We start from the raw sequence: 20,447 nt of genomic DNA on the forward strand, positions 1-20,447 counted from the left end.
GACACTCAGATGGAGCTGGTATGTGTGACCACACCACAATCGGGGGCGGACGCGACGTACGGTCGACTAGGGACTGAACTACCGGAGCAGGCGCACTCCGGATTCGTCGAGTACTCGGTCTGCGGGTTGGGCGGACTCGTACTGACGGTGCTCCTCAGTTTCCTGTTTTACGCGCAGTTGCTCGCCGTCGCGGAGTCGTTCGAGTTACTCTCTTCGACGCTCGTCGTGTTCGTCATCCTCTCGGTGTGGGTTCTTCTGTGGGTGTTCTTCGAGGCGGTCTGGGAGTGGCGAGCGGGACGGTACAGTCCGGGTCGGTAGCCCGGGAAGCCGAATTTCAGACTACTTCACCGCGTAGACGAGAGGCTCCGACTCGACTTGCGCGACACGCCCCGCGGATGCTAACGCAGAGAGGTGCGCCGCCGCCTCGCCGGCACCCATCTTCACGTGGATACCGCGCATCTCCCCGAACAGACGGGTGGCGACCTGCCACGGCGTGAGCGGGTCGTGGGCATCGACGCAGTCGTACACCCGCTCGGTCCGCGTCTCGTGGTGTGACAGAATCTCGTCGACGCGCGAGACGAGTGGGAGTTCCGTGCCGTGGCCCGGATGCGCTATCTCCGATATTACCACTCTCTCTGCCTGCTCTCGGAGCCGAGTCAGTGTCTCCCGATACGTCGCCAACGCGTCTGCGACACGCGTGTCACTGCCGCCGACGTTCGGGGTGTAGGTGGGCAGCACCGCGTCGCCGACGAACAGCGACTCGCTCTCCTCGTCGACGAACGCGGCGTGGCCGAGCGTATGGCCGGGCGTGTGGAGCGTTTCGACGCCCGCGACGATGTCGCCGTCGGCGAGCGTTTCGACCGGATACGTCTCCGGCATCGGCGACGGTGTATCTCCTTTCACGACTGGTTCGACCGTCTCCTCCGGAACGCCCCATTCGGCGAGTCGTCGTGCGTCCCGGTTCACTCGCCGTTCTCTTTCCGCCGCGTAGTCGGCGACGAACGGCGCGTCGGCTTCGTGCATGTACAGCGTCGCGTCGCTCGCCTCACACAGTCGAGGAGCGAGTCCGGCGTGGTCGGCGTGCCAGTGGGTAACGAGCACCGACGAGACGTCGTCGAGTTCGAGACCAGCGTCCGAAATTCCGGCGACGAGTCGGTCCCACGCACCTTCAATTGGCGGCCCGGGGTCGACGACGACGCCGCGGTCCCGGAGAACGTAGGCGCTGTTCGTCCCTTCGGGACTCCCGTTGCTCACCTCGACGCGATGGATTCGGCTCACGTTCGCTCGGCGAGGGCCGGTCGTATAAATTCAGCGCAGGCGGCAGTCTACAGAGAACACAAGGCGAGTGCTTCGGGGGCTTGACCCCGAGGTGGTTCACCGTTCAGTTCGTCGCCATCTCGACTTCCAGCGCCTGTAGACGTTCGATACGGCGGTCGACCGCCGGATGGGTCCGAAGCCAGTTCGTGAGGTCGAACTCCCACGACCAGACGCCGAACGTCTGCGGCACGTCCCGGAAGAACAACGCGTTCATTCCGGCGTGTTCGCGCAGGTCGTCGTCGGGTACCTCGCTCATCCGCCCGTCGACGACGCGGAGCGCCGAGGCCAACGCCGCGGGATTGCCTGTAATCGACACCGCGCCGCGGTCGGCGGCGAACTCGCGGTACCGCGAGAGCAGGCGGCCGACGAACATCGACGCTATCCACACGCCGAGCGAGGCGAGAACGGCCATCAGGGTGTACTGCTCGGTCTTGTCGCTGTCGTAGATGAACCCCCAGCGGACGACGTAAAACGACATCGCTGACAGCGTCGCCGCGACGGTCATGACGACCATATCGTGGTGTTCGACGTGCGCGAGTTCGTGTGCGAGTACGCCGTCGAGTTCGTCGTCGTCGAGACTCTCCAGTAAGCCGGTCGTGACGCAGACGACCGCCGAGCGCTGCGAACGTCCGATAGCGAACGCGTTCGGCATCGCCGTCTCCGCGACGGCGACTTTGGGTTTCGGGACACCCGCCTGCTGGGCGAGTCGGCCGACGCGAGCGTGCAGGTCGGGGTGTGACTGCTCGCTCACCACGTCAGCGCCGACGCTTTTGAGCGCGACGCGGTGCCCCCAGAGGAGTTGGCCGAGCACCACGACGCCTAGCACGCCGACGACGAGCGCCGTCGTCCCGAAGTACGTCGTGAGTGCGACGGCGAACGCCGCGTAGAGGAGGGCCATCGCCGAGAGGACGGCGACCATGCGGACGCGAAGTTTCCAATCGTGGGACCAATGCATACGAAATGGTACGGTCGAACGGTTGAAGAATGTTACTCAAAAGACAGAACGACACTTCCGAACTGTCGGAGTTGAACGGATGTTTCGAGATGATTCGAGTTCGATTTCGACCGATTCGAGGTTCCTTCCGGTTTGCGCAGCATTAACTACCAAGAACACGACCGGTTGCGCGTGTCGTTCGGTTCACTGCGGACGCTCCCCCGCGAGGCGCTCGTCGTTCTGAGCTTAGTGAGCGGGTCGCACGTCGTCAACCACATGTATCTCGTGCTGTTTCCGCCGATTCTCGGCGTGTTGGCGATGGAGTTCGACGTGTCGCTGGCGACGCTCGGCTTTGCGATGGGCGCACAGGCGTTCGTCAACACCGTCTTTCAACTCCCGTTCGGCTATCTCTCGGATACGTACGACCGCACACTCACGTTCGGACTCTGTCTCGTCCTCGGGAGCGTCGGTGCGTTAGTTCTCGCGGCCGCGCCGACGTTCGAGTGGCTTCTCGTCGGGCAAATCGTCCTCGGTATCGGCGTCGCCGGCCACCACCCGGCGCACTACCCGCTGTTGTCGGACGCAACGACTGAGACGAACCGCGGACGACTGTTTAGCATTCATGGCTTCGCCGGCAACATCGGGTTCGCCGCCCCGCCGGTCGTTATTGTCGCCATCTCCTCGCTCGACGGCCTGAACTGGCGGCACGCGTTCGGCCTCGTCGGAGTAGTCGGCCTTCTGTACGCTGTCGTCGCGGTGTTCGTCTTACTCCGGCACGTTCCGACCTCGGTGCGCCAACCGAACGGACCCGCTCGACCCAACGACGGACGCCCCACGCCATCGCTGTGGCGTCGCCTCCGCGCCGGCACGAGAGCGCTCGTCGAATCGCCGCGGATTCTCGCACTCGGCATGTTGGCGCTCGTCGCGTCGACGGCGATGTGGGGCATCACCTCGTTCGTCGTCACGCTGCTCGACCAGGGATACGGCGTCGGGTCGTCGACGGCGAGTCTCACCCTCTCGGTGATGTTCGGGGTCGGCGCGGTGTTCATGCTCGTCGGCGGCGACCTCTCGGACCGCTACGCGCCTGCGCCACTCATCCTCGTCAGCTACGTGCTGGTCGCCGCGTTCGTTCTGCTTCTCGCGTCGTTCGTACTCCCGCCGTCGGCCGCCGTCGTCGCTGCGGTACTCGCCGGTAGCGTCGGGAGTCTGAGCACGCCCGCCCGTGACAAACTGGCGGACGTTCTCTCCGCACGCGCGGACCTCGGGCGGAACTTCGCCGTCGTCACTATCGGTATCATGGTCGGTAGCACTATTGCCCCACCACTGTTCGGCGTCATCATCGAGACGTTCGATTTCCGTATCGCGTTCGCTTCTATCGCCGTCGTCGCCCTCGGCGTCGCTGCGCTCACTGTCGGTATCGTCACTCGGTGGGGTGAGGGGTACAGTCTCGGCGACGCCCCGGCTACGGGCGATTAGTGGACCTGAGGGGGAATGCCGGAGCGCGCTCGCGGTGTCCGGAACCAACCAGGACGGTGCGAGCGCCTCTGACACGAACTCGCCGAACGTCGCCGTTCCGCGAATCCGTACAGTTAGTTGGACTGTTCCACGTATTGTTACGACGGTCGTACTGACGACGAATGGAGTACGTTAACCCGGTATCGGTCGCTTACCGGTATCTCGTTCGAGACGGACAAAGAATCGGAGACGGCGTCGTCGCCGGCGGTCGAGTCTACGAGCGAGAGCACGGCTCTGTATCGATTCGAGAGTGACCGGTACGACGTAGCCCCCCGCATGTCGTACTCGGCTGAGCACCACTCGTGAAAGTTGACCGTCGAAGCGAGCGGACGTGTGTCCACTTCCCCCTGACACCCAGGCCGGGCGAGACCAGGTACACTCCAACAGTCAACTATTGATTACATTTCAATTGAATTGATAGCGCTGCTTGTCAATACCGGGTGGTGAGTACTGGCGGTCTGTGGTCACCGAGCGTCGGTGGTTTCGACGTCAGTAGCGGAGTCACGAGAGGCCGAAATCCTATTTCGAGCGACGACTTTCACCGGAATCAGACTTTACGAGCAACTTTACGTAGGAGTCTGGTTCGGTAGCGTATGAACGACCTCAGCGGCTTTCAACGCGACCTGCTGTGGGTAATTGCAGGCCAAGACCAACCCTCGGGGCAGCAAGTCAAATCCGAATTAGAGGGGTACGTCGACGGCGAAATAAACCACGGTCGGCTCTACCCGAACCTCGACACGCTCGTCAACAAATCGTACGTCGAGAAAGGGCCGATAGACCGCCGGACCAACTACTACGCGATAACCGACAAGGGGCGTGAAAGCCTCCGGAACCGACGAGACTGGGAGAACCAGTACGTCTCGATGGAGTGACTCGACGCCGACCTCCGGTGACTGCGAGCGGTCGTAGTCGGAATCGGCTACACGACCAGCGGACGACCGGCCGGCGGGAGAACGGATGGTTCTGCGGAACGGCTGTCTCGAAGACATCGGTGGGCCGACGCTCTTGGATCAAATAACCTCACATCGAACACGAAACGGTCAGTTTACGCCGAATCCGGATTCGCCTCGTACGACGGGCCGACGGCAACGGAGAGCGCTTGCGGTTTCGAGTGCAAGACGAGTTGCTCGTGTTCGCTGACCTCACCGTCAAGGCTGTACGCAACCGTCTCGTTGGTCAGTCCTTCGACGGTCAGTTGGCTCGCACGGAGGTGGACGACGTGTTCGGTTCCTTTCCCGAGAACGCGATGGGCGGCGGCCTCGGCGACGACGTTCTGCGGCGGCATCTCCTCGACGATGACGACGTCGAACAGTCCGTCCTCGGCGTTCGATTGTCCGCCTTCTTTGGCGAACTGTCGGACGTTGCCGACGAGCGCACAGAGCGCTTCGCCGGTCCACGTCGTCTCCTCGCCCTGTGAAATCGCTTCGACGTCCAGATGGAGGCTCTCGAACTCCATCGTCTTCTTGATGCCCGTGTAGAGGAACGCGAGGGACCCGATGCGCTCTTTCAGCGACGCACTCGTCGCCGCACTCGTCTCGGCGGTCAGGCCGGCGACAGTCGAGACCACGAACGGCTCCTCGCCCGCCATTCCGAGGTCGATACGGCGTCTCTCTCCGTTTTCGAGCAGATTGAACCCAGCCTCCGCGTCGTCGACGCCGACGTTTCGCGCGAAGATGTTGGCGGTGCCGACGGGGAGGATACCCACTGTCACGTCGCCGAGTGCGTCCGCTTCGAGTAGACCGGTGACAACCTCGTGCAGCGTTCCGTCTCCACCGGCGACGGCCAGACGCCGTATATCGTCGTCGACGGCCGCTTGCGCGAGTGCCGTCCCGTCCCCCGGGCCCGAGGTTTCGACGACGTCGTACCCGTACTCGTCGGCCAGCGCGTGGATACGGTCCGTGTGGTCACCGCTCCCACTCGTCGGGTTCATCACCACTCGTCGATGCCCGTTCGCGCCGACGAGGCGTGAGCCGTCCTCGTCCTCGTTCTGCGACCGGGTCGACCGATGACCGTTCTCGTTCACGCTCTCCGTTCGTCGTCCGAGGTAAAAACGGTGTTCCGTCGTTCACGTGGTGAAAAAACCCCCGCTCGACAGTTTACAGACCACTCCCGACAGCTTACTATCAAAAATCAGGACGTCCGAGACGAGCGGCGTCGAGGGTAGAAAACGCCACAAATCACCGATAATACGGATGCTAGAGAAAACAGAAGCATCCGGTACACAGTAATGTAATAATATTGATTGTTGTATCTGACGTGTGTCTAGCATGGTACCTACTACCAACACTTCAGAGTCGATTCGTTCGACGAACACCTGCGTCTCACGGCGGGCGTTCCTTCGCGCTTCGACGGCACTCGTCGCACTCGGTGTGCTCGGCGGCGTCTCGTCGGACTCCGCCGTCGCACAGAGTGGTAATCAGGTGTTCGTCGGCACACAGGTAACCGATATCGACACTATCGACCCCCTCTCGGGGCAGTCGCTCGGTATCCAGTCGTTCCAGCAACCGGCGACGTTCATCGCCTCCGCACCCGTCTCCGACGGCGTCTCGGTCGAGACGAACCCGTTCAACCTCGTCGCCGGTGCCGACGACAAGGGCGCGCCGGGAGCCGTCGACGTCTGGTCTGCGGCCGTCGCGGAGGTGCCGTCCGACCCGTCGATTCCCAATCCGAACCCCGGTCCGCTGTTACTGCAGTACTGGAACATTCAGGGAAACCAGCAACTGACCGAGTTCTCCGGGACGCTCGTCAACTCCCACCGCGACAAAGCCGTTGCCCCGAATCTCATCAACGCTCCCACGGTCATCGCACCCGGGATTCCGCCGCTTCCGTTCCCGAAAGCCATCGCCGAGGGTGCTGTACTGCAGGGTATCACCGACGGGACGGCGGTGACGATGTTCGTTCAGGGGACGACTGTCGACGGGGCGAATCCGTTCATCTCGCGCATCGATGCGACCAGAGTCCAGTAGACGGCGACTCAGAGGAGTCCGGCGACGACGAGCAGTCCAGTCGCTAAAACGGCTGCGAGCACGAACAGAGTCCACGTGCTGTCGACCGCGGATTTCGCGTCCGTCGTCGCCAGCGCATCGGTCAACCGTTTGGTAGCGAACTGTGCGACGCCCGCCAAGAGGAACCAGAGCACGACCATCGAGAGGACGAGATGACCACGACCGGTCGACTGGAGACTCCCGAACGTGTACAGCGTTCCTGCGAGATGTCCACCCGTAAGCAGCAGAAGAACGACCGCCGCGGTGGTGAGATAGCCGAAGCGTTTCGTGACCGCTCGGAGTGCTGATGCGTCGAGTAGACCGTTTCGTGCCGCCGGCAACACCGCTCCGACGAACAGGAGCGTTCCGCCGGCCCACGCACCCGCGAACAACACGTGTACGACTCGCATCGCCGTATCGATAACTGACATCGATGGCGGTTTCGACTCTGCAAACATATCCGTTTACAAACTGTTTTCGACGACCGAACCAGTTCGTCGACATGACGCCCGGTACGACGCGTCGCGTCCGCGGTTAGGAAGGATTATGGCTGCCGTTCGTCGACACTCGCGTATGGTCTCGAACCCCGCTGCCGACTCCAGCGAGTCACCGACGCGTCGCCGACTACTCGCACTCGCGGCGGCCGTTGGCGGAGCATCGCTCGCCGGGTGTGCTGGAACGTCGGACGACTCGGACAGTGAGTCAGATGGATCCGGTGGTTCCAACGGTTCCGACAGTTCCAACTCGTCCGGTGACAACGACACCGGCGACGCAAACGCCGCAGTCGACGAGTGGATGCGCACTGCGGTCAACTACGACGGTATCGTCGACGAAACCGGCACCGACCGCGTCAGCGTCAGAGTCGGCGCCGATTCCCCGAGTGGTCCGTACGCCTACGACCCGGCGGCCGTTCGGGTCTCTCCGGGAACGACCGTCGTCTGGGAGTGGGTCGCTGCCAGCGGTGCGCACAACGTCGTCGAACAAGATGGCGCGTTCGAGAGCGAACTGTACTCCAGCGGCGACGCCACCTTCGAGTACACTGCCGAGGAACCGGGGACGTACCTGTACTACTGCACGCCGCATCGGGGTCTCGGCATGAAGGGTGCCATCGTCGTCGACGAGTCGTAATCTCGGTTAGACACACATCCCTCGGTGTACCGGTCTACTCTCCGGTCTCCCCTCGTCTGGCGTCCATGATGAGGACGACGCCCACGAATCCCAGCACCGCGGCGACGATGCCGGGTGTGCTGTCGAGAATGAACCAACTACCATCGGCGCTCTCTTCGAGTACCTGACTGATACTCCCTGCGACCGCAAACAGGAGGAAGCCGATACCCATGCGTCGCTCCCTCGGCTTGTCGCTCGTGAGTAACTCGGTGATGGTGTCCAGAAGTTCGAGCGTCCCCATTCTGCTGGACTCTTTTTCGCTCCGCTCAGACTCGGTGTCGACATCTTCGAGCGCTTCCTCGAACCGTTCCGAGAGCGCTACGTACTCCGAATCAGTCACACTGATGCGCAGTTCCTCTCTCGTAGCGGGTCGACCCTCGTACATCGGAATCGTGTCGAACTGACTGACGGTGAAGTCGTATCGCTGACCGTCGATGACGTTGTAGTAGTGGGGTCCGTCCGAGAGAACCGTCTTCTCTATCTCGCCGCCGAACCGGTCTTGCACGACGAGGGTGGTTACGGCGGCGTGTCCGTGGGCGGGATTCTGCATCGACCACGTCGGACTCGACTCCGCCGACCACGCCCGTTCGAGCGCACGCGACACCCGGTCCTCGTCGAACTCCATTCCTGACGATACTGTCAGTCCGACGGTAATCTATGTTTCTCCGAACTGCGACCGGTGAGAAGCGTCTCGCTGGTCGAGGTCGTCGCGTCGAAAAGTTCGATTCGCTATCGGAGAACTGTCTGACCGTAGACGTCGTCGATTCGGTCGGCCAGCGAACGCGCGACCGACCTGTCGGCGTCCGGCGACGCGTCGTTTCGCGCGTGGAACCGACATCTGAATCGCAGTTTCTCCAACTCGAAGGCGGTGAACGCAAACGTTCCCGCTTCGATTTTTTCGGCGAGTGCGATTTCGACGACCGGTTTCGGCAGGTCGGCGTCCTCACCGCTTGCAATGTCGATATACTCGGTGAGAACGTGGTGGACCACCCACTGCTCTTCGAGGCTCAGTTCGAGTTCGACCGTTGGCGCGTCGTTGGTAATTGAGGGCATCGTTACGTTCTGTTACAGTAACTAGTTAGTGCTCCGACTATCTAAATCTTTGCTAACACGTAACATGGGCAGCTATCACGCGAGACGTGCTAACGCCTCCGAGTATCGGTAAAAAGAACGCCGTCGTCCTGATTAGAACGTGTAATCGTCGTCGTCTTCGCGCATCGCCGGGTCCTGCTGGTCGGAGACGGCTTGATTGAACAGGCCTTCATCCATCTGTGGGTCGTCGTCGTCGACGGTGTCGTAGGTTGAAATTCCCATCGTCAGCAGTTCCTCCATCGCCTTCTGGCGCGTCAGGAACTCGCCTTGCTCGACGAGCATGTCGATACGGTCGGAGAGGTCATCCGCCAACGTGAGTTCGACTCTGGACATACGCGGAGGGTAAGATGATACGAGCATAAAGGTGGTACGTTATCGTCTCGATTTCCTGTAATTCAGCAGAGATATAATCACGACCCGGTCGACACGTCGATTGCATCTCATCGAGTAGTTGGCGGCGAGTCGTACCGTGCAGCAGACTGTCTCACACGGGCCAACTTCATAACCGACGGTCACGACGCACCGATAGGAACATGCCGCTAGAGTTGACGGGCGAACACACCACCGCCCGCGTGATGGTCGACGACGAGAGCTTGGTCGAAGACGGCTGTCTCCAGCAGATACAGACGCTGGTCGACCACCCCGCGTTCACCGAACCCGTGCGCGTTATGCCGGACACCCACTGGGGTGCCGGCGCACCTATCGGTTTCACGATGCCGCTGGCCGAACGCGTCGTCCCGAACATCGTCGGTGTCGACATCGGCTGCGGAATGTGCGCGACGAACCTCGGCGGCGACCTGCCGCTGTCGGACGCCGAACGCGAGCGACGCGTCCGCGACGCCGTTCCGATGGGCCAGAACGTCCACGACTACGACGACTCGGTGCATCTCGTCGACGAGTTCCCGTTCGAGCGAACCAACGAACGCTTCGAGCAGTTCGACGCCGCCTACCGCGAGCAGTTCGGCAACCCAATCGACCCGATCGAGTTCGAGTTCGACGGCTACGACGGTGAGTACTTCAAGTCGCTCTGTCGTCGGGTGCTCGCCGGCCGCGGGCCATCGATGGGCCACATCATCAAGAGCGCGGGGACACTCGGCGGCGGCAACCACTTCGTCGAGTTCGCCCGCGCACGTGACTCCGAGGAGTTCTGGCTCGTCATCCACAGCGGGTCGCGGTATCTCGGCCTCGCCGTTGCGCAGTTCTGGCAGAATCGTGCCTCCGAGTACCGCGCCGCCGACGAGATTCGAGCGTCGATACGAGACGGCGACGAGCGGTTCCTGAAGTTCGACCCCGAGACGGTTGGCGACGCCGACCTGTTCGAGTGGGTCACCGGCGGGAAAGGCGAGTCGTTCATCCGGAAGGACCGGGTCCGCGAGGCGTTCGACGGCAAAGATATCGAGGACGCTTTCGACCGACTCGCAGCCATCCGGCCGGACTCCGAGGAGAACTCGGGGTCCGACCTCGACTGGTTGGAAGGTCGTGAGGCACACGGCTACTTCGTCGACATGCTGTTCGCACAGCAGTACGCCCGCTGGAACCGCGACCTGATGAGCGACGCCATCTGCGAGACGCTCGGTGTCGACCCCACCGACCGGTTCCAGTCGACGCACAACTTCATCGACTTCCGTGATTTGACCATCCGAAAGGGGGCGACGCCGGCCCGCGACGGCCAGCGACTGGTCGTCCCGTTCAACATGGCCGACGGGTCGATTCTCGCCCGTGGCAAAGGTAACGAAGCGTACCACTCGACGGCCCCGCACGGTGCGGGCCGAGTGATGAGTCGGACTGCGGCGTTCGAGACGCTCTCGCTCGACGAGTTCGACGAAGCGATGGACGGCATCTACTCCGAATCCGTCGTCGAGTCGGTGCTGGACGAAGCGCCGATGGCGTACAAATCCGCCGACGCCATTGCGAATGCCCTCGAACCGACCGCCGAAATCGTCGAGCGACTCGACGTGGTCCACAACCTCAAGGCCAAGTGACTCGAATCACGGGCGGTCGTCCCAAACGTCACAGTTGACCAACAAGCTTACAACGTCCACGTCCCGCGCTTCGAACGCGCCCGTCCCCGACCGGGGCGCGAACGGGTTGGCCATTGGTACATACCCAACTCCCGTTTCTGTCGTCTCTCTCGCTTCATCGTTCCCCTCATCCTCTCTCCATCACCGTCTCGCCGGCACTCCGAGTGCGATCCATATCGATACGGTCGCAGCGCCATGTACTATGCTACCGTATAATTTCTCTATTGCAGTCCGAAACGCATCGGCTGACACGCGTGCGACTGGACCACCCCCACTACGTCTGTAGAGTGAGTGGCTGTCGGTGGGCACACCCACCTGCGGCCGCCGTTCGGACTCTAACACCGGAGTCGTCGATTTCTCGGCATCAGCCTACGGGTGCGTAGTCGCTTCCCGAAACAGTATCTCTCGGAACCGCGGCCGGTAGATTAACCGCGACCGATGTTTCTGCGCTTACAGGGCACGCTCGGCGAACGCGGAGTGTACTCACGTTCGAATCTCGAACATACTTCTGCAAATGATTATACGGGGTTAGTCCCTCTGATGAGACAGAATGGCACAACACGCCGTATCAACTCCCGCAGTGAGTCGGGGCCACTGCAGACACGAGGTTCCCGTCGTCGCCGGCGCCGGTGCTGGCTCCGAGACGAGTTCCTGCCCTCCACTCTTCTACGCAGACTCGGTTCTGTCCGTTTACTCGGTCGGCATGCCGACGATTCGGTCGAGAAGATGAGACGGCGCAGCACCACTGCTCTCGTCGCAGTCGCGATGGTTCTCGTCGCTCTCACCTCTGTCGCGCCTGTGACTGCTGCGCAGACGCACATCCAGATACAGTCGGTCAACGTCTCCGAAGACAACCCGGCACCCGGCGAACGCGTCACGCTCACCACGACTATCGCAAACTTCGAATCGAGCGCCGGACCGGTCGAGGTGACGGACGTTTACGTCCGGAGAGGTGCCCGTGAGTTCTCCCGAATTGGAAACCCCGGTTCGATTGCGGTCGGCGGGAGCCTCACTGTCCCGCTCAATCTGAAGTTCGACGAGACGGGATTCAAACGACTCACCGTCCACGCCACCGTCGAACAGTCCAACGGTGAGTATCGCCAAATCAGCTACCCGCTGTATCTTGACGTTGAACAACCCGACGAGGCGCTGATATCGATGTCCAATCTGAACCTCGTCGCGGGACAGAAGACGCCCGTCAACGTAACTATCTCCAACGGCGACACGGAACCGCTCTCCAACGCGCAGTTGTACCTCGATGGCGCGGCGACCGTCGACAACCCCGAACGTGTCTCCGCATCACTCGCACCGGGGACGCAGTCGACGTACACGTTCCAAGCGAGTTTCCCGGAAGCAGGACGACAGACGCTCAACGCGACGCTCTCGTATCAGACTAGTTCGGGGAACACCCGAACAGTACAGCGAACCGTCGACGTGTCCGTCGACGAAGCGGTAAACGACGTCGAACTGGACGCCTCGAACCAGATTCGAAACGGGTCGTCGGTCATCCGTACGGAGATTCACCAGTTCGGTAACGTCGAACTGAAAGACGTAGAAATCCGGGCGCTGAGCGAGGGAAGGACCGTCGCACGAGTTCCCGTTGAGAACGTGTTCGGCGAATCGTCGAGAGTCGTCACACTCAGAGACGACGCGATTCCGGCGGGCAACGTCACCATCGTCGCCGCGTTCACCGCGCAGTCGGAGCGACAGACGGCCACGTCGAGTTTGCGATACGCAAAGTACGCCCCTGCTCCGACCTCGGCGATAACGCTCACGGGTATCGAAATCACCCGTCAAGGCGACACCCTCACACTCGACGGGGATGCGGCGAACGTCGGCACCTCGCAGGTAAACTCCGTCGTCGTCAGCGTCGTCGAGACGAATACGGTGAAACCGGTCGACCCGCAGCGGGAGTTCTTCATCGAGCGTATCAACCCGAGCGAGTTCGAGCGCTTCGAGGCTACCGCCAACGCGTCGGCGGGTGTCGAAGAACTGCCGGTTCGAGTCCAGTACACCGTCGCCGGTCAGCGAATCTCCACTATCGTCCCCGTCGACGTCGGCAACGCGGACGTGCAGGCGAACGCAAGTCGAGACGACGGGTCGTCGTTTCTCGGCGTCGGCGTCTTCTTGCTCGTCGTCGCAGTGGCCGTCGGTGGCGTGTATCGGTGGTGGAACCGATGAAGACGAAAACTCCCTCGCGTCGGGCGTCACAAGCGAGCGCCATCTCGCGTCGGTCGATACGGACGAGACCCGTCTCGCATCGAAATCACAGACACGCGGCCGCGGGGTCGTCGCGGTAATCGTTTATCCATGGTTCTAGCGATACGCATCTCCGACGTCACGAAACGGTACGGTTCGTTCACGGCGGTCGACCGGGTGGATTTGGCCGTCGAACAGGGCGAAGTGTTCGGCTTTCTCGGTCACAACGGGGCCGGGAAATCGACGATGATTAACATGCTGTTGGATTTCATCCGCCCGACGTCAGGCAGCATCGAAGTGTTCGGCGCCGACTGCCGCACCGACGGCGTGAGCGCACGCGAGCGGATGGGTGTCCTCCCCGAAGGATACGGCGTGTACGCGGGTCTGACGGGGCGTCAGCACGTCCAGTTTGCGATGGACTCGAAAGGCGTCGAGGGCGACCCGCTCGACGTGTTGGACCGAGTCGGTATCACCGACGCTGCCGACCGTGATGCGGACGGATACTCGAAGGGGATGGCCCAGCGCATGGTGTTTGCGATGGCGCTGGTCGGCGAACCGGAGTTGTTGGTCCTCGACGAACCGACGTCGGGGCTGGACCCTGCGGGCGCGAAAGCGATGCGCGAGACCATTCTGGAGGAGAACGAACGGGGAGCGACGGTGTTCTTCTCCAGTCACATTCTCGAACAGATCGAAGCGGTCGCCGACCGTGTGGGCATCATGCATCACGGACAACTCGCAGCGGTCGACACAATCGATGGTCTACGAGAGAAAGCGGGTGGAGAGACGAAACTCATCGTCAGCGTCAGCGACCCCGACGAATCGCTTCCGGAGACGGTCGAAGGAATCGACGGTGTCGAGAGCGCGCGCATCAACGACGAACAGCAGGTCGAGGTCACCTGTGCGAAACACGTCAAGATGGACGTGCTGCTCGCGTTGAACGGACAGAACTCCGAGGTACTCGACGTAACGACCGAGGAACCGTCGCTCGAAGACCTGTTCGTCGAGTACACCAGAGGCAGCGAATGAGCCACTGGCTGACGATTGCGCGAAAGGAAGTCCGCGGCCTCCTCGGGAACCGGTCGGCGAAAGCCGGCGTCGCGCTGGTCGCGCTGGTTTTCGTGTTCGGCGGCTACATCGTCCCGACGAGCGTCTCGAACCCGACGATGGTCGACTACGACGGCTTCCTCCGGGGAATCGTGTTGTTCCTCGTTCCGCTTTTCGGACTTCTCCTCGGCTATCGGGCCGTCGTCGCCGAACGGGCGGCCGGGCGCTTGGTGCTCCTGCTCTCGTTTCCGCACTCACGAGCGGACGTCGTTCTCGGAAAGGTCGCCGGGCGTGGATTCGTCCTCCTCGGAACGCTCACCGTCGGCGTCCTCGCCGGTGCCGCGCTGGTCGAGTATCCGTTCGGAACCGTAGCTCTCGACGCCGTGGCGATATATCTGGGTGCGACGGCGCTTTTGGGGGCCGCGTTTCTCGCCATCGGAATCGGCCTCTCGACGTTGACGACGTCGTTGCGTCGAGCGACGGTGCTCACGTTCGCCGTGTTCTTTCTGTTCGTGGTCGCGTGGCCGCAACTCGACGGTTACCTCTACATGGGACTGGAGTACCTGAATCTCGCAGACGAGACGTTACCCGACTGGGCACGGTTCGTCCACGGCGCGGAGCCGAGTCTGCTGTACCAGCGAGTGCTCGACTCGTACGTCTCGACCAACAAGATACGAAGCGGCGCGTATCTCGGCACTGCCGGACCGTGGTTTCTGCAAGGGGGTCCGGCCGTCGTCCTCCTCGGCGCGTGGGTCGTTGTTCCAACGCTCGCCGGCTATCTCCGGTTTCGGGGGACCGACCTATGAGTTGGCAGGCCATCGCTCGAAACGACCTCCGTGGGGCGAGCCGCGAACGCGGCAGTTGGGCGCTATTCGTCGGCTTTCTTCTGGGTTTCGGTGGACTCGCAGCGCTGCTCGTACAACTCGGCGACCCGGAGTTCGAGGTGTATCTCGATATCCTCGCTCCGGGCGTCGGCTTGCTCGTTCCGCTCGCAGGAATCGTACTGGGCTACGAAACCGTCGTCGGAGAGCGTGAATCCGGGACCGTCGTTCTCTCGCTGTCGATGCCGCACTCGCGGGCGAGCATGGTACTCGGAAAACTCGTCGGGAGAACGACGCTGCTCGTCTCGGTCGTCGCCGGCGCCGCGTTCGTCACCGGTGTGGGGATGGCCGTCGCGTTCCCGGCGTTCGAACTCCCTCGCTACGTCGGCTTCATGCTGCTTTCGTCGCTGTACGGGACTGTGTTCCTGTGGCTCTCTACGGCGCTCTCGATGGCGTTGTCGACGGGACGCCGCGTCATCGTCGCTGCGTTCGGCGCGTACATCGGGCTGACGCTGTTCTGGAATCTCCTGATAGATATCGTCGAAACGGTTCTCTTCCGATTCCGTCCCGGACCCTCAGGCGAACCGGAGGCGTGGGCGACGTTTGCCACCTTTGTCGGGCCGCGTACCTCGTTCAACTACTTACTCGGCAGTGACCTCGATGCGGGTGCCATTCCTCCCGTCGCTGTCGACGCGTCGGCCGAGTTCGTCTCGTCCGCCGTTGCGATACTCGCCCTCACTGCGTGGGCGATCCTTCCGGTGGTCGCCGGCTACCGGGAGTTTAGAAACGACGACCTGTAGTGACTCTGTAGTTGGCACTGTCTAGTTAGCGACCTCCTCAGCTGGCGTTCGATCATCTAGCGATTGATGCGGTCGCTGAAAGTTATAATAATGTGCGGACTGCGAACACCAGTGACGAACGCTCCACCGACTGCCCACCCACGAATTATGGAAGCGGTCGATCCGCACTTTGAGTGTCTGAAATCACTTTTCAATCAGGTTTCGGTCCGTATAATCACGCCGCCCGCTCAATCCTAATCGAGCAGGGGCAGTCTGGTATCCAAAGCCATCGACGAGAAACACGGCCTCGGAGAGGTCGTGTTTCTCGGAGAGTCCATGTAGAAACGCAGCAGCTGGATCGGTACCATGTCGTCCGAACAGATCGACACCCAAAATCAACTTGGTGTCGAGGTCTATTGCAGCATACAACCAATACCATTCGTCATCGATTTTGACACCGGTCTCGTCTACCGCGACCCGCTTCGGCTGCGCCTCAGGCGGGTCGGGAACACTGTCAGATACTCGATGTACCCACTGAAAGATCGACTGATGAGAGCGTTGTACGCCGAATAATCGCAGAATTGTTTGTGTGTCTCTAAGCGAACAATCGGTCGCGTGGAGCCGGACAGACAACGCCCTGATGCGCGTCGCCGTCCGCTCTCGCTCCCAACATTCAAATTTGCTGTGTCTAACGACTCTCTGAGCAGTTCTGGGGATAGCATCAACAACTCAAACCACGAACTGCTCGCTTCTCAAATTGGCTTAACTAGACAGTGCCCCTCGTGTGAGATCTACACAACATCGGTTTCGGGGGCTACCTCCACAACTCCCTCCATATTGAGGCTGTGGAGAATGCAGTAGTATTCGTATCTACCAGGGACATCGAAGGTGTGGGTGTACGGATCGTGAGCCAATACGTCTCCACTTCGGACGTAGCCCCAGTCCTGTATCGCCTCTTCTTCTGTGTCGAACTCACCACTAGCAAAGTACGTTGCGTCGTCCGGGACACTTGAAGCGGTGACAGAGTGTGCGATGTTGGTGCCGTTCACCCAGCCAACACTCTCCCCCGGTTGGATTGTGAGCGATTCGGGCGTGAACGACATCGGCCCCATATATACGACGTGGTCGGTGTCTGGTTCTACAATCTCTGGCGTCGGTGGAATGTCTCCATTGGGTTCCTTGACCACGACGGTACCTGCCATCGTGGAGAAGTCCTCGTGTGGAATACAGAAGTAGTCGTAATATCCTGGTGTCTCAAACGTGTGTTGGAACGTCTCGTTCTCTTTGATCAGTTTCTGATAATCGTAGCCGTCTATTCGCGCACGATATTCCGAGTCGAATCCTCCGCTACTGAAATATTCAGCACCATCGGGTATCCGCTCTTCATAGGCAGTTACCGAATGACGGTTGTACCCGTCGTTGATCCACGTCAGAGTCTCCCCAGCCTCAATGACGATTCTGTCTGGGGTGAAAGAACCGCCGTACATTCCTACCGACGGACCAGATAAACCGGCAATTCTGGACGATAGACCGAGACAGCCTGTCGATACGGCGATCCCTCCGACGCCCAATGCTCGAAGTGCAGAACGTCGCGAACAGGACTGTTTCACGAACGAGAATACTCAGTATATTCACATAATCGTTTGGGCGGCACTGTCTAGTTAACCTCCTGAGTTGGCGTTCGACCACCGAGCGATTGATGCGGTCGCTGAAAATTCTAGTAATGAACGAATACTGCAAGCCACTGGCGGACGCTCAGCCGACTGCCCACCCATGAGTTGTGGAAACGGTTGACCCTCATTTTGAACGTGTGAAACTACTTTTCGATCAGGTTTCGCTCTGTGTAGTCGACCCGACCGTTCAATCCTAATCGAGAGACGGCAGTCCGATAACCGAAGGAATCGGCAAGAAATACCGCGTCTGAACAGTCGTGTTTCTCGCAAACGCCGTGGAGAAACGCAGCTGCCGGACCAGTCCCATGATTCTTGAACAGTGCGAGGTCAAGAATTATTTTTGTGTCGAGGTCTATTGCGGTGTATAACCAAGACCACTCACCGTTGATCTTGACAGCGGTCTCGTCAACCGCGACCCGCCTCCGCGTCGCCTTCGGCGGGTCTGAGACGCTGTCAGCCAGCCGATGTAACCCACTGAAAGATTGCCTGAAACGAGCGTTCTACGCCGAGAAGCCGAAGAATCGCTTCTGTCTCTCTAAGCGACAAACCGGCAGCATGGAGTCGGACGGCGACGCCCGTCAGGGCGGTCGCCGTCCGCTCCCGCTGCCAACATTCAAGCGTAGCGGTGTCTAAACTCTGCTTGAGCAGGTTTGAGAGTAGCATGGATCACTAACTCTTCGACCTGCTCGTTCCTTATCTAGACAGTGCCCTGTAGTTCGAATCATAACCCGACTGATATATGTGCTCGACAGGACCGTCGCTCTGTTCGGCTTCTTCGGCGGGGGTTTTCGCAGCTATCGTCGACACGTTGCGCTGGAACCTCTCAGTATTCGTGAGTAGACGCAGTATTATGACAGTACGGCGACTATCGATAGTTGGTCCTTCACCGGTGACCACTGGTCGACCCATCACGGGCGAGCGGACCATTCCCCCTGGGCACCCATCAGGAGCACCACCCCGTTCGCTTTCTCCCCTCCCACCACCCACGACGTACACTCCTCCGGAGAGGCTCACCTACCGTGCCAACGAACGTCTTCTGTCGCAGTCGACGGGAAGGCATTTATCGGGTGGTTGATACCAACGAAGTGAATGCGTCTCCGGATTCCCTCCCTCCACGGGCTGAGCATCTCGCTCGCCGCTCTCGCAGCGATGGTGTTCTACACGCTCGGGGCATCGTACCCCACGTTCAACAGCGCCCAATCCTCGTTGGTCGCCGCCGGATTTCTCGGCCTCGTCGTCTGGCTTCTCGTCGAGCAGTGGCCCGAGCAGCAGGACGGATTTGCACAGCGTCGGTACTATCTCGTGGCCGCCGTCGCCGCCGCGATTCCCGCAGTCGGTCGGGCCGCAGAGACACTGTTCTCGACGACGTTCGGGTTTTCCGAACTCGGTCTGTTCGAACTGTTCGGTCTGCTAATCGCGGGTGCGCTCGTGGCTGGCTACGGCTCGGCCCGTCGCACGACGCTGTTTCGAGCAGCGCGTACGGCGGAAGCGTCGCTCTCGGCGACGACGTCCCGGCGGCGGGAGTTCGGTCAAATCGTCGTCTCCTCGACAGTTGGTGTCGCCTTCGCTGCGGCGGTACTCGGCGGAGAAGCCGGTCTCACGACTGTTCTCGGTTCGGCGCTCGCCGGAGTCGTCATCGCGCTGTTCAGTTCGAGAACTCGAGTGGAGTTGGTCGCGTACGACGACGGTTTGGTCGCTGTCGACTCGAACGGACCGGGCTCTATCGTTCCGTGGCGTCGGATTCGGCGTCTCGAACGCGACGGCGACCGATTGTTGATTCACACCAGAGTGCCGTGGCTTCCGACGTACCGGTGTGACCTCTCCGAGTCCGAGAATCCGGGAACAGTGGTCGACTCGTTCCAACGCTGCCGTCGCCACGTCTGAGAGGGGGTCCCGTCGTCAGTAGCGCTGTGCTGTCGTCGCCCAATAGCCGCTACTCGTCCGTCGGCGTCGAAACGGAGACCACGGAGGCTGTTTCGTCGAGAACGACTGCCAATGAATCGTCGTCGTCGCCGAGCGTCACGCGGAGTCCGAACGGCTCCGTTTCGTGGTCGCTCACCGCATCGTCGCCGAACACCGAGAGACGCCAGAGTCGTTCGCTTCGGACGTCGACGCCGCGATTCCAGTACCACGAAACGACCGCCGGATGCCGAACGATAGCCGCGCCAACCGGCACGCGAAACAGCGGGCCACACTCGGGACAGACCGCCTCGAAGCAGTAGCGCCACCGACCCGACTCGACGACGCTCGCCGACTGCTCCGGCCGACAGTGACAGTACGGACAGATGCCTCGTCGCGTCTGCGAAACCGCGTTTTCGAGGAGTCCCGCCATCGTCTCGACCAGTTCGTCCATCTCGCGGGTCGCCGCGCCGACCGGACGCACGGCCATCTGGAATATGGGGGTCTCGTCTTCCGCGTGGACGCTGAGGAGACTGTCACGGTAACTCGCGTACAGCGGCGCACCGTCGACGAGCGGCGACGCTGATTCGACTTCGACAGGACCGCGCGGTTCGTGGTCCGTCCACGCACCTACACGAATCGTCTTTGCGACCTCGAATCCGGCGAAGGCCAATCGGTAGTCGCCGTCGATTTTGTCCACGAACTGCTCGGAGAGTATGCCGAGGTGGTAGTTGAAGTTCCCCTTGTCGTCGACGTTGGCCGCATCGCGGAGTTCGGAGTACGTGACACCGGCGTCAGGACTCGTCGCTTCCGTCTCTTCGTACAATGCGTCGACGATTCGAAGGCGTGTCTCGTTACCGAGAACGGCGAACGGGTCGGTATCGAGTTCCGGTTCGAGTCGCGAGTCGGACGTGGCGGCTTCGTCCGCCTCGTTGGTCCCACTTCGGTCCGTCGTCATCGTATCGGTTTCTTCTCTCGGGGCCGACGTATAACTGTTCGAGG

At 61.2% G+C, this 20,447-nt stretch carries 20 protein-coding genes and 2 pseudogenes; 11 read left to right on the forward strand and 11 right to left on the reverse strand.

The features are described 5' to 3' along the window. Positions 1-24: 24 nt before the first annotated feature. Entirely contained in the window at positions 25-318 is a 294-nt protein-coding gene (locus AUR64_RS20225; protein WP_155120679.1) for a hypothetical protein, read from the forward strand. Positions 319-339: 21 nt separating this feature from the next. On the opposite strand, the gene AUR64_RS19455 is transcribed toward AUR64_RS20225, so the two are convergent. Next, positions 340-1,278 carry an MBL fold metallo-hydrolase gene (locus AUR64_RS19455; protein WP_058583632.1) on the reverse strand — a complete coding sequence of 313 codons (939 nt, stop codon included), beginning with the start codon at positions 1,276-1,278 and terminating at the stop codon, positions 340-342. A gap of 103 nt (positions 1,279-1,381) precedes the next feature. Next, positions 1,382-2,272 (reverse strand): M48 family metalloprotease, encoded by an 891-nt coding sequence (locus tag AUR64_RS19460; protein WP_058583633.1) that lies wholly within the window; start codon positions 2,270-2,272, stop codon positions 1,382-1,384. Between the two features lie 171 nt (positions 2,273-2,443). Between AUR64_RS19460 and AUR64_RS19465 the strand changes: the two genes are divergently transcribed. After that, positions 2,444-3,727: an MFS transporter gene (locus AUR64_RS19465; protein ID WP_155120680.1), complete on the forward strand. Its 1,284-nt coding sequence runs from the start codon at positions 2,444-2,446 to the stop codon at positions 3,725-3,727. A gap of 632 nt (positions 3,728-4,359) precedes the next feature. Continuing rightward, the gene (locus AUR64_RS19475; protein ID WP_058583636.1) at positions 4,360-4,638 is read left to right on the forward strand and encodes a PadR family transcriptional regulator; all 279 of its coding nucleotides are present in this window, start codon (positions 4,360-4,362) and stop codon (positions 4,636-4,638) included. Positions 4,639-4,811: 173 nt separating this feature from the next. Here AUR64_RS19475 and AUR64_RS19480 read toward each other — a convergent pair whose 3' ends face one another. Next, positions 4,812-5,789, reverse strand: coding sequence for a diacylglycerol/lipid kinase family protein (locus tag AUR64_RS19480; RefSeq protein WP_058583637.1), 978 nt, complete (start codon positions 5,787-5,789; stop codon positions 4,812-4,814). A gap of 244 nt (positions 5,790-6,033) precedes the next feature. Here AUR64_RS19480 and AUR64_RS19485 point away from each other — a divergent pair, with 244 nt between their 5' ends. Then, on the forward strand, positions 6,034-6,732 hold the full coding sequence (locus tag AUR64_RS19485; RefSeq protein WP_058583638.1) for a twin-arginine translocation signal domain-containing protein: 699 nt from the start codon (positions 6,034-6,036) through the stop codon (positions 6,730-6,732). Between the two features lie 8 nt (positions 6,733-6,740). On the opposite strand, the gene AUR64_RS19490 is transcribed toward AUR64_RS19485, so the two are convergent. Next, complete coding sequence (locus AUR64_RS19490; protein WP_058583639.1) at positions 6,741-7,181, reverse strand: CopD family protein; 441 nt, start codon at positions 7,179-7,181, stop codon at positions 6,741-6,743. A gap of 142 nt (positions 7,182-7,323) precedes the next feature. On the opposite strand from AUR64_RS19490, the gene AUR64_RS19495 reads away from it, so the two are divergent. Further along, positions 7,324-7,878, forward strand: coding sequence for a halocyanin domain-containing protein (locus AUR64_RS19495; protein WP_058583640.1), 555 nt, complete (start codon positions 7,324-7,326; stop codon positions 7,876-7,878). A gap of 34 nt (positions 7,879-7,912) precedes the next feature. Here the strand turns inward: AUR64_RS19495 and AUR64_RS21070 are convergent, their stop codons facing one another. From AUR64_RS21070 to AUR64_RS21200, 3 genes are all read right to left on the reverse strand, one after another. Further along, positions 7,913-8,542 (reverse strand): YunG family protein, encoded by a 630-nt coding sequence (locus tag AUR64_RS21070; RefSeq protein ID WP_071391336.1) that lies wholly within the window; start codon positions 8,540-8,542, stop codon positions 7,913-7,915. Between the two features lie 104 nt (positions 8,543-8,646). Continuing rightward, positions 8,647-8,970, reverse strand: coding sequence for a DUF7853 family protein (locus AUR64_RS19505; protein WP_058583641.1), 324 nt, complete (start codon positions 8,968-8,970; stop codon positions 8,647-8,649). A 132-nt stretch (positions 8,971-9,102) separates the two neighbouring features. Next, entirely contained in the window at positions 9,103-9,342 is a 240-nt protein-coding gene (locus AUR64_RS21200) for a DUF7120 family protein (RefSeq protein ID WP_058583642.1), read from the reverse strand. Between the two features lie 200 nt (positions 9,343-9,542). On the opposite strand from AUR64_RS21200, the gene AUR64_RS19515 reads away from it, so the two are divergent. The 5 genes from AUR64_RS19515 to AUR64_RS19535 all read left to right on the forward strand — a co-directional run bounded on the left by AUR64_RS19515 (position 9,543) and on the right by AUR64_RS19535 (position 15,894). Further along, a complete protein-coding gene (locus AUR64_RS19515) occupies positions 9,543-10,991 on the forward strand; it encodes an RtcB family protein (RefSeq protein WP_058583643.1) in 1,449 nt (482 codons plus the stop codon). Between the two features lie 837 nt (positions 10,992-11,828). Beyond that, the gene (locus AUR64_RS19520; RefSeq protein WP_155120681.1) at positions 11,829-13,211 is read left to right on the forward strand and encodes a hypothetical protein; all 1,383 of its coding nucleotides are present in this window, start codon (positions 11,829-11,831) and stop codon (positions 13,209-13,211) included. Between the two features lie 129 nt (positions 13,212-13,340). Beyond that, positions 13,341-14,255, forward strand: coding sequence for an ABC transporter ATP-binding protein (locus AUR64_RS19525; RefSeq protein WP_058583645.1), 915 nt, complete (start codon positions 13,341-13,343; stop codon positions 14,253-14,255). Further along, positions 14,252-15,079, forward strand: a complete 828-nt coding sequence (locus AUR64_RS19530; RefSeq protein ID WP_058583646.1) for an ABC transporter permease — start codon at positions 14,252-14,254, stop codon at positions 15,077-15,079. Before AUR64_RS19525 ends, AUR64_RS19530 begins: the two co-directional genes overlap by 4 nt. After that, positions 15,076-15,894 (forward strand): ABC transporter permease, encoded by an 819-nt coding sequence (locus tag AUR64_RS19535; protein WP_058583647.1) that lies wholly within the window; start codon positions 15,076-15,078, stop codon positions 15,892-15,894. The genes AUR64_RS19530 and AUR64_RS19535 overlap by 4 nt, the downstream gene beginning before the upstream one ends. A gap of 21 nt (positions 15,895-15,915) precedes the next feature. Here AUR64_RS19535 and AUR64_RS20235 read toward each other — a convergent pair. The 3 genes and pseudogenes from AUR64_RS20235 to AUR64_RS20240 form a co-directional block, all read right to left on the reverse strand. Beyond that, positions 15,916-16,595: pseudogene (locus AUR64_RS20235) on the reverse strand (IS6 family transposase). Positions 16,596-16,664: 69 nt separating this feature from the next. Then, positions 16,665-17,483, reverse strand: a complete 819-nt coding sequence (locus AUR64_RS19545) for a cupredoxin domain-containing protein (protein WP_082230878.1) — start codon at positions 17,481-17,483, stop codon at positions 16,665-16,667. Between the two features lie 107 nt (positions 17,484-17,590). After that, positions 17,591-18,209: pseudogene (locus tag AUR64_RS20240) on the reverse strand (IS6 family transposase). A gap of 426 nt (positions 18,210-18,635) precedes the next feature. On the opposite strand from AUR64_RS20240, the gene AUR64_RS19550 reads away from it, so the two are divergent. Next, positions 18,636-19,430, forward strand: coding sequence for a hypothetical protein (locus AUR64_RS19550; protein ID WP_058583650.1), 795 nt, complete (start codon positions 18,636-18,638; stop codon positions 19,428-19,430). A 49-nt stretch (positions 19,431-19,479) separates the two neighbouring features. Here AUR64_RS19550 and AUR64_RS19555 read toward each other — a convergent pair whose 3' ends face one another. Next, positions 19,480-20,403: a winged helix-turn-helix domain-containing protein gene (locus tag AUR64_RS19555; protein WP_058583651.1), complete on the reverse strand. Its 924-nt coding sequence runs from the start codon at positions 20,401-20,403 to the stop codon at positions 19,480-19,482. Between the last annotated feature and the right edge of the window lie 44 nt (positions 20,404-20,447).

Origin of the sequence: Haloprofundus marisrubri (assembly GCF_001469955.1) — an archaeon.
Classification (GTDB): Archaea; Halobacteriota; Halobacteria; order Halobacteriales; family Haloferacaceae; genus Haloprofundus; species Haloprofundus marisrubri.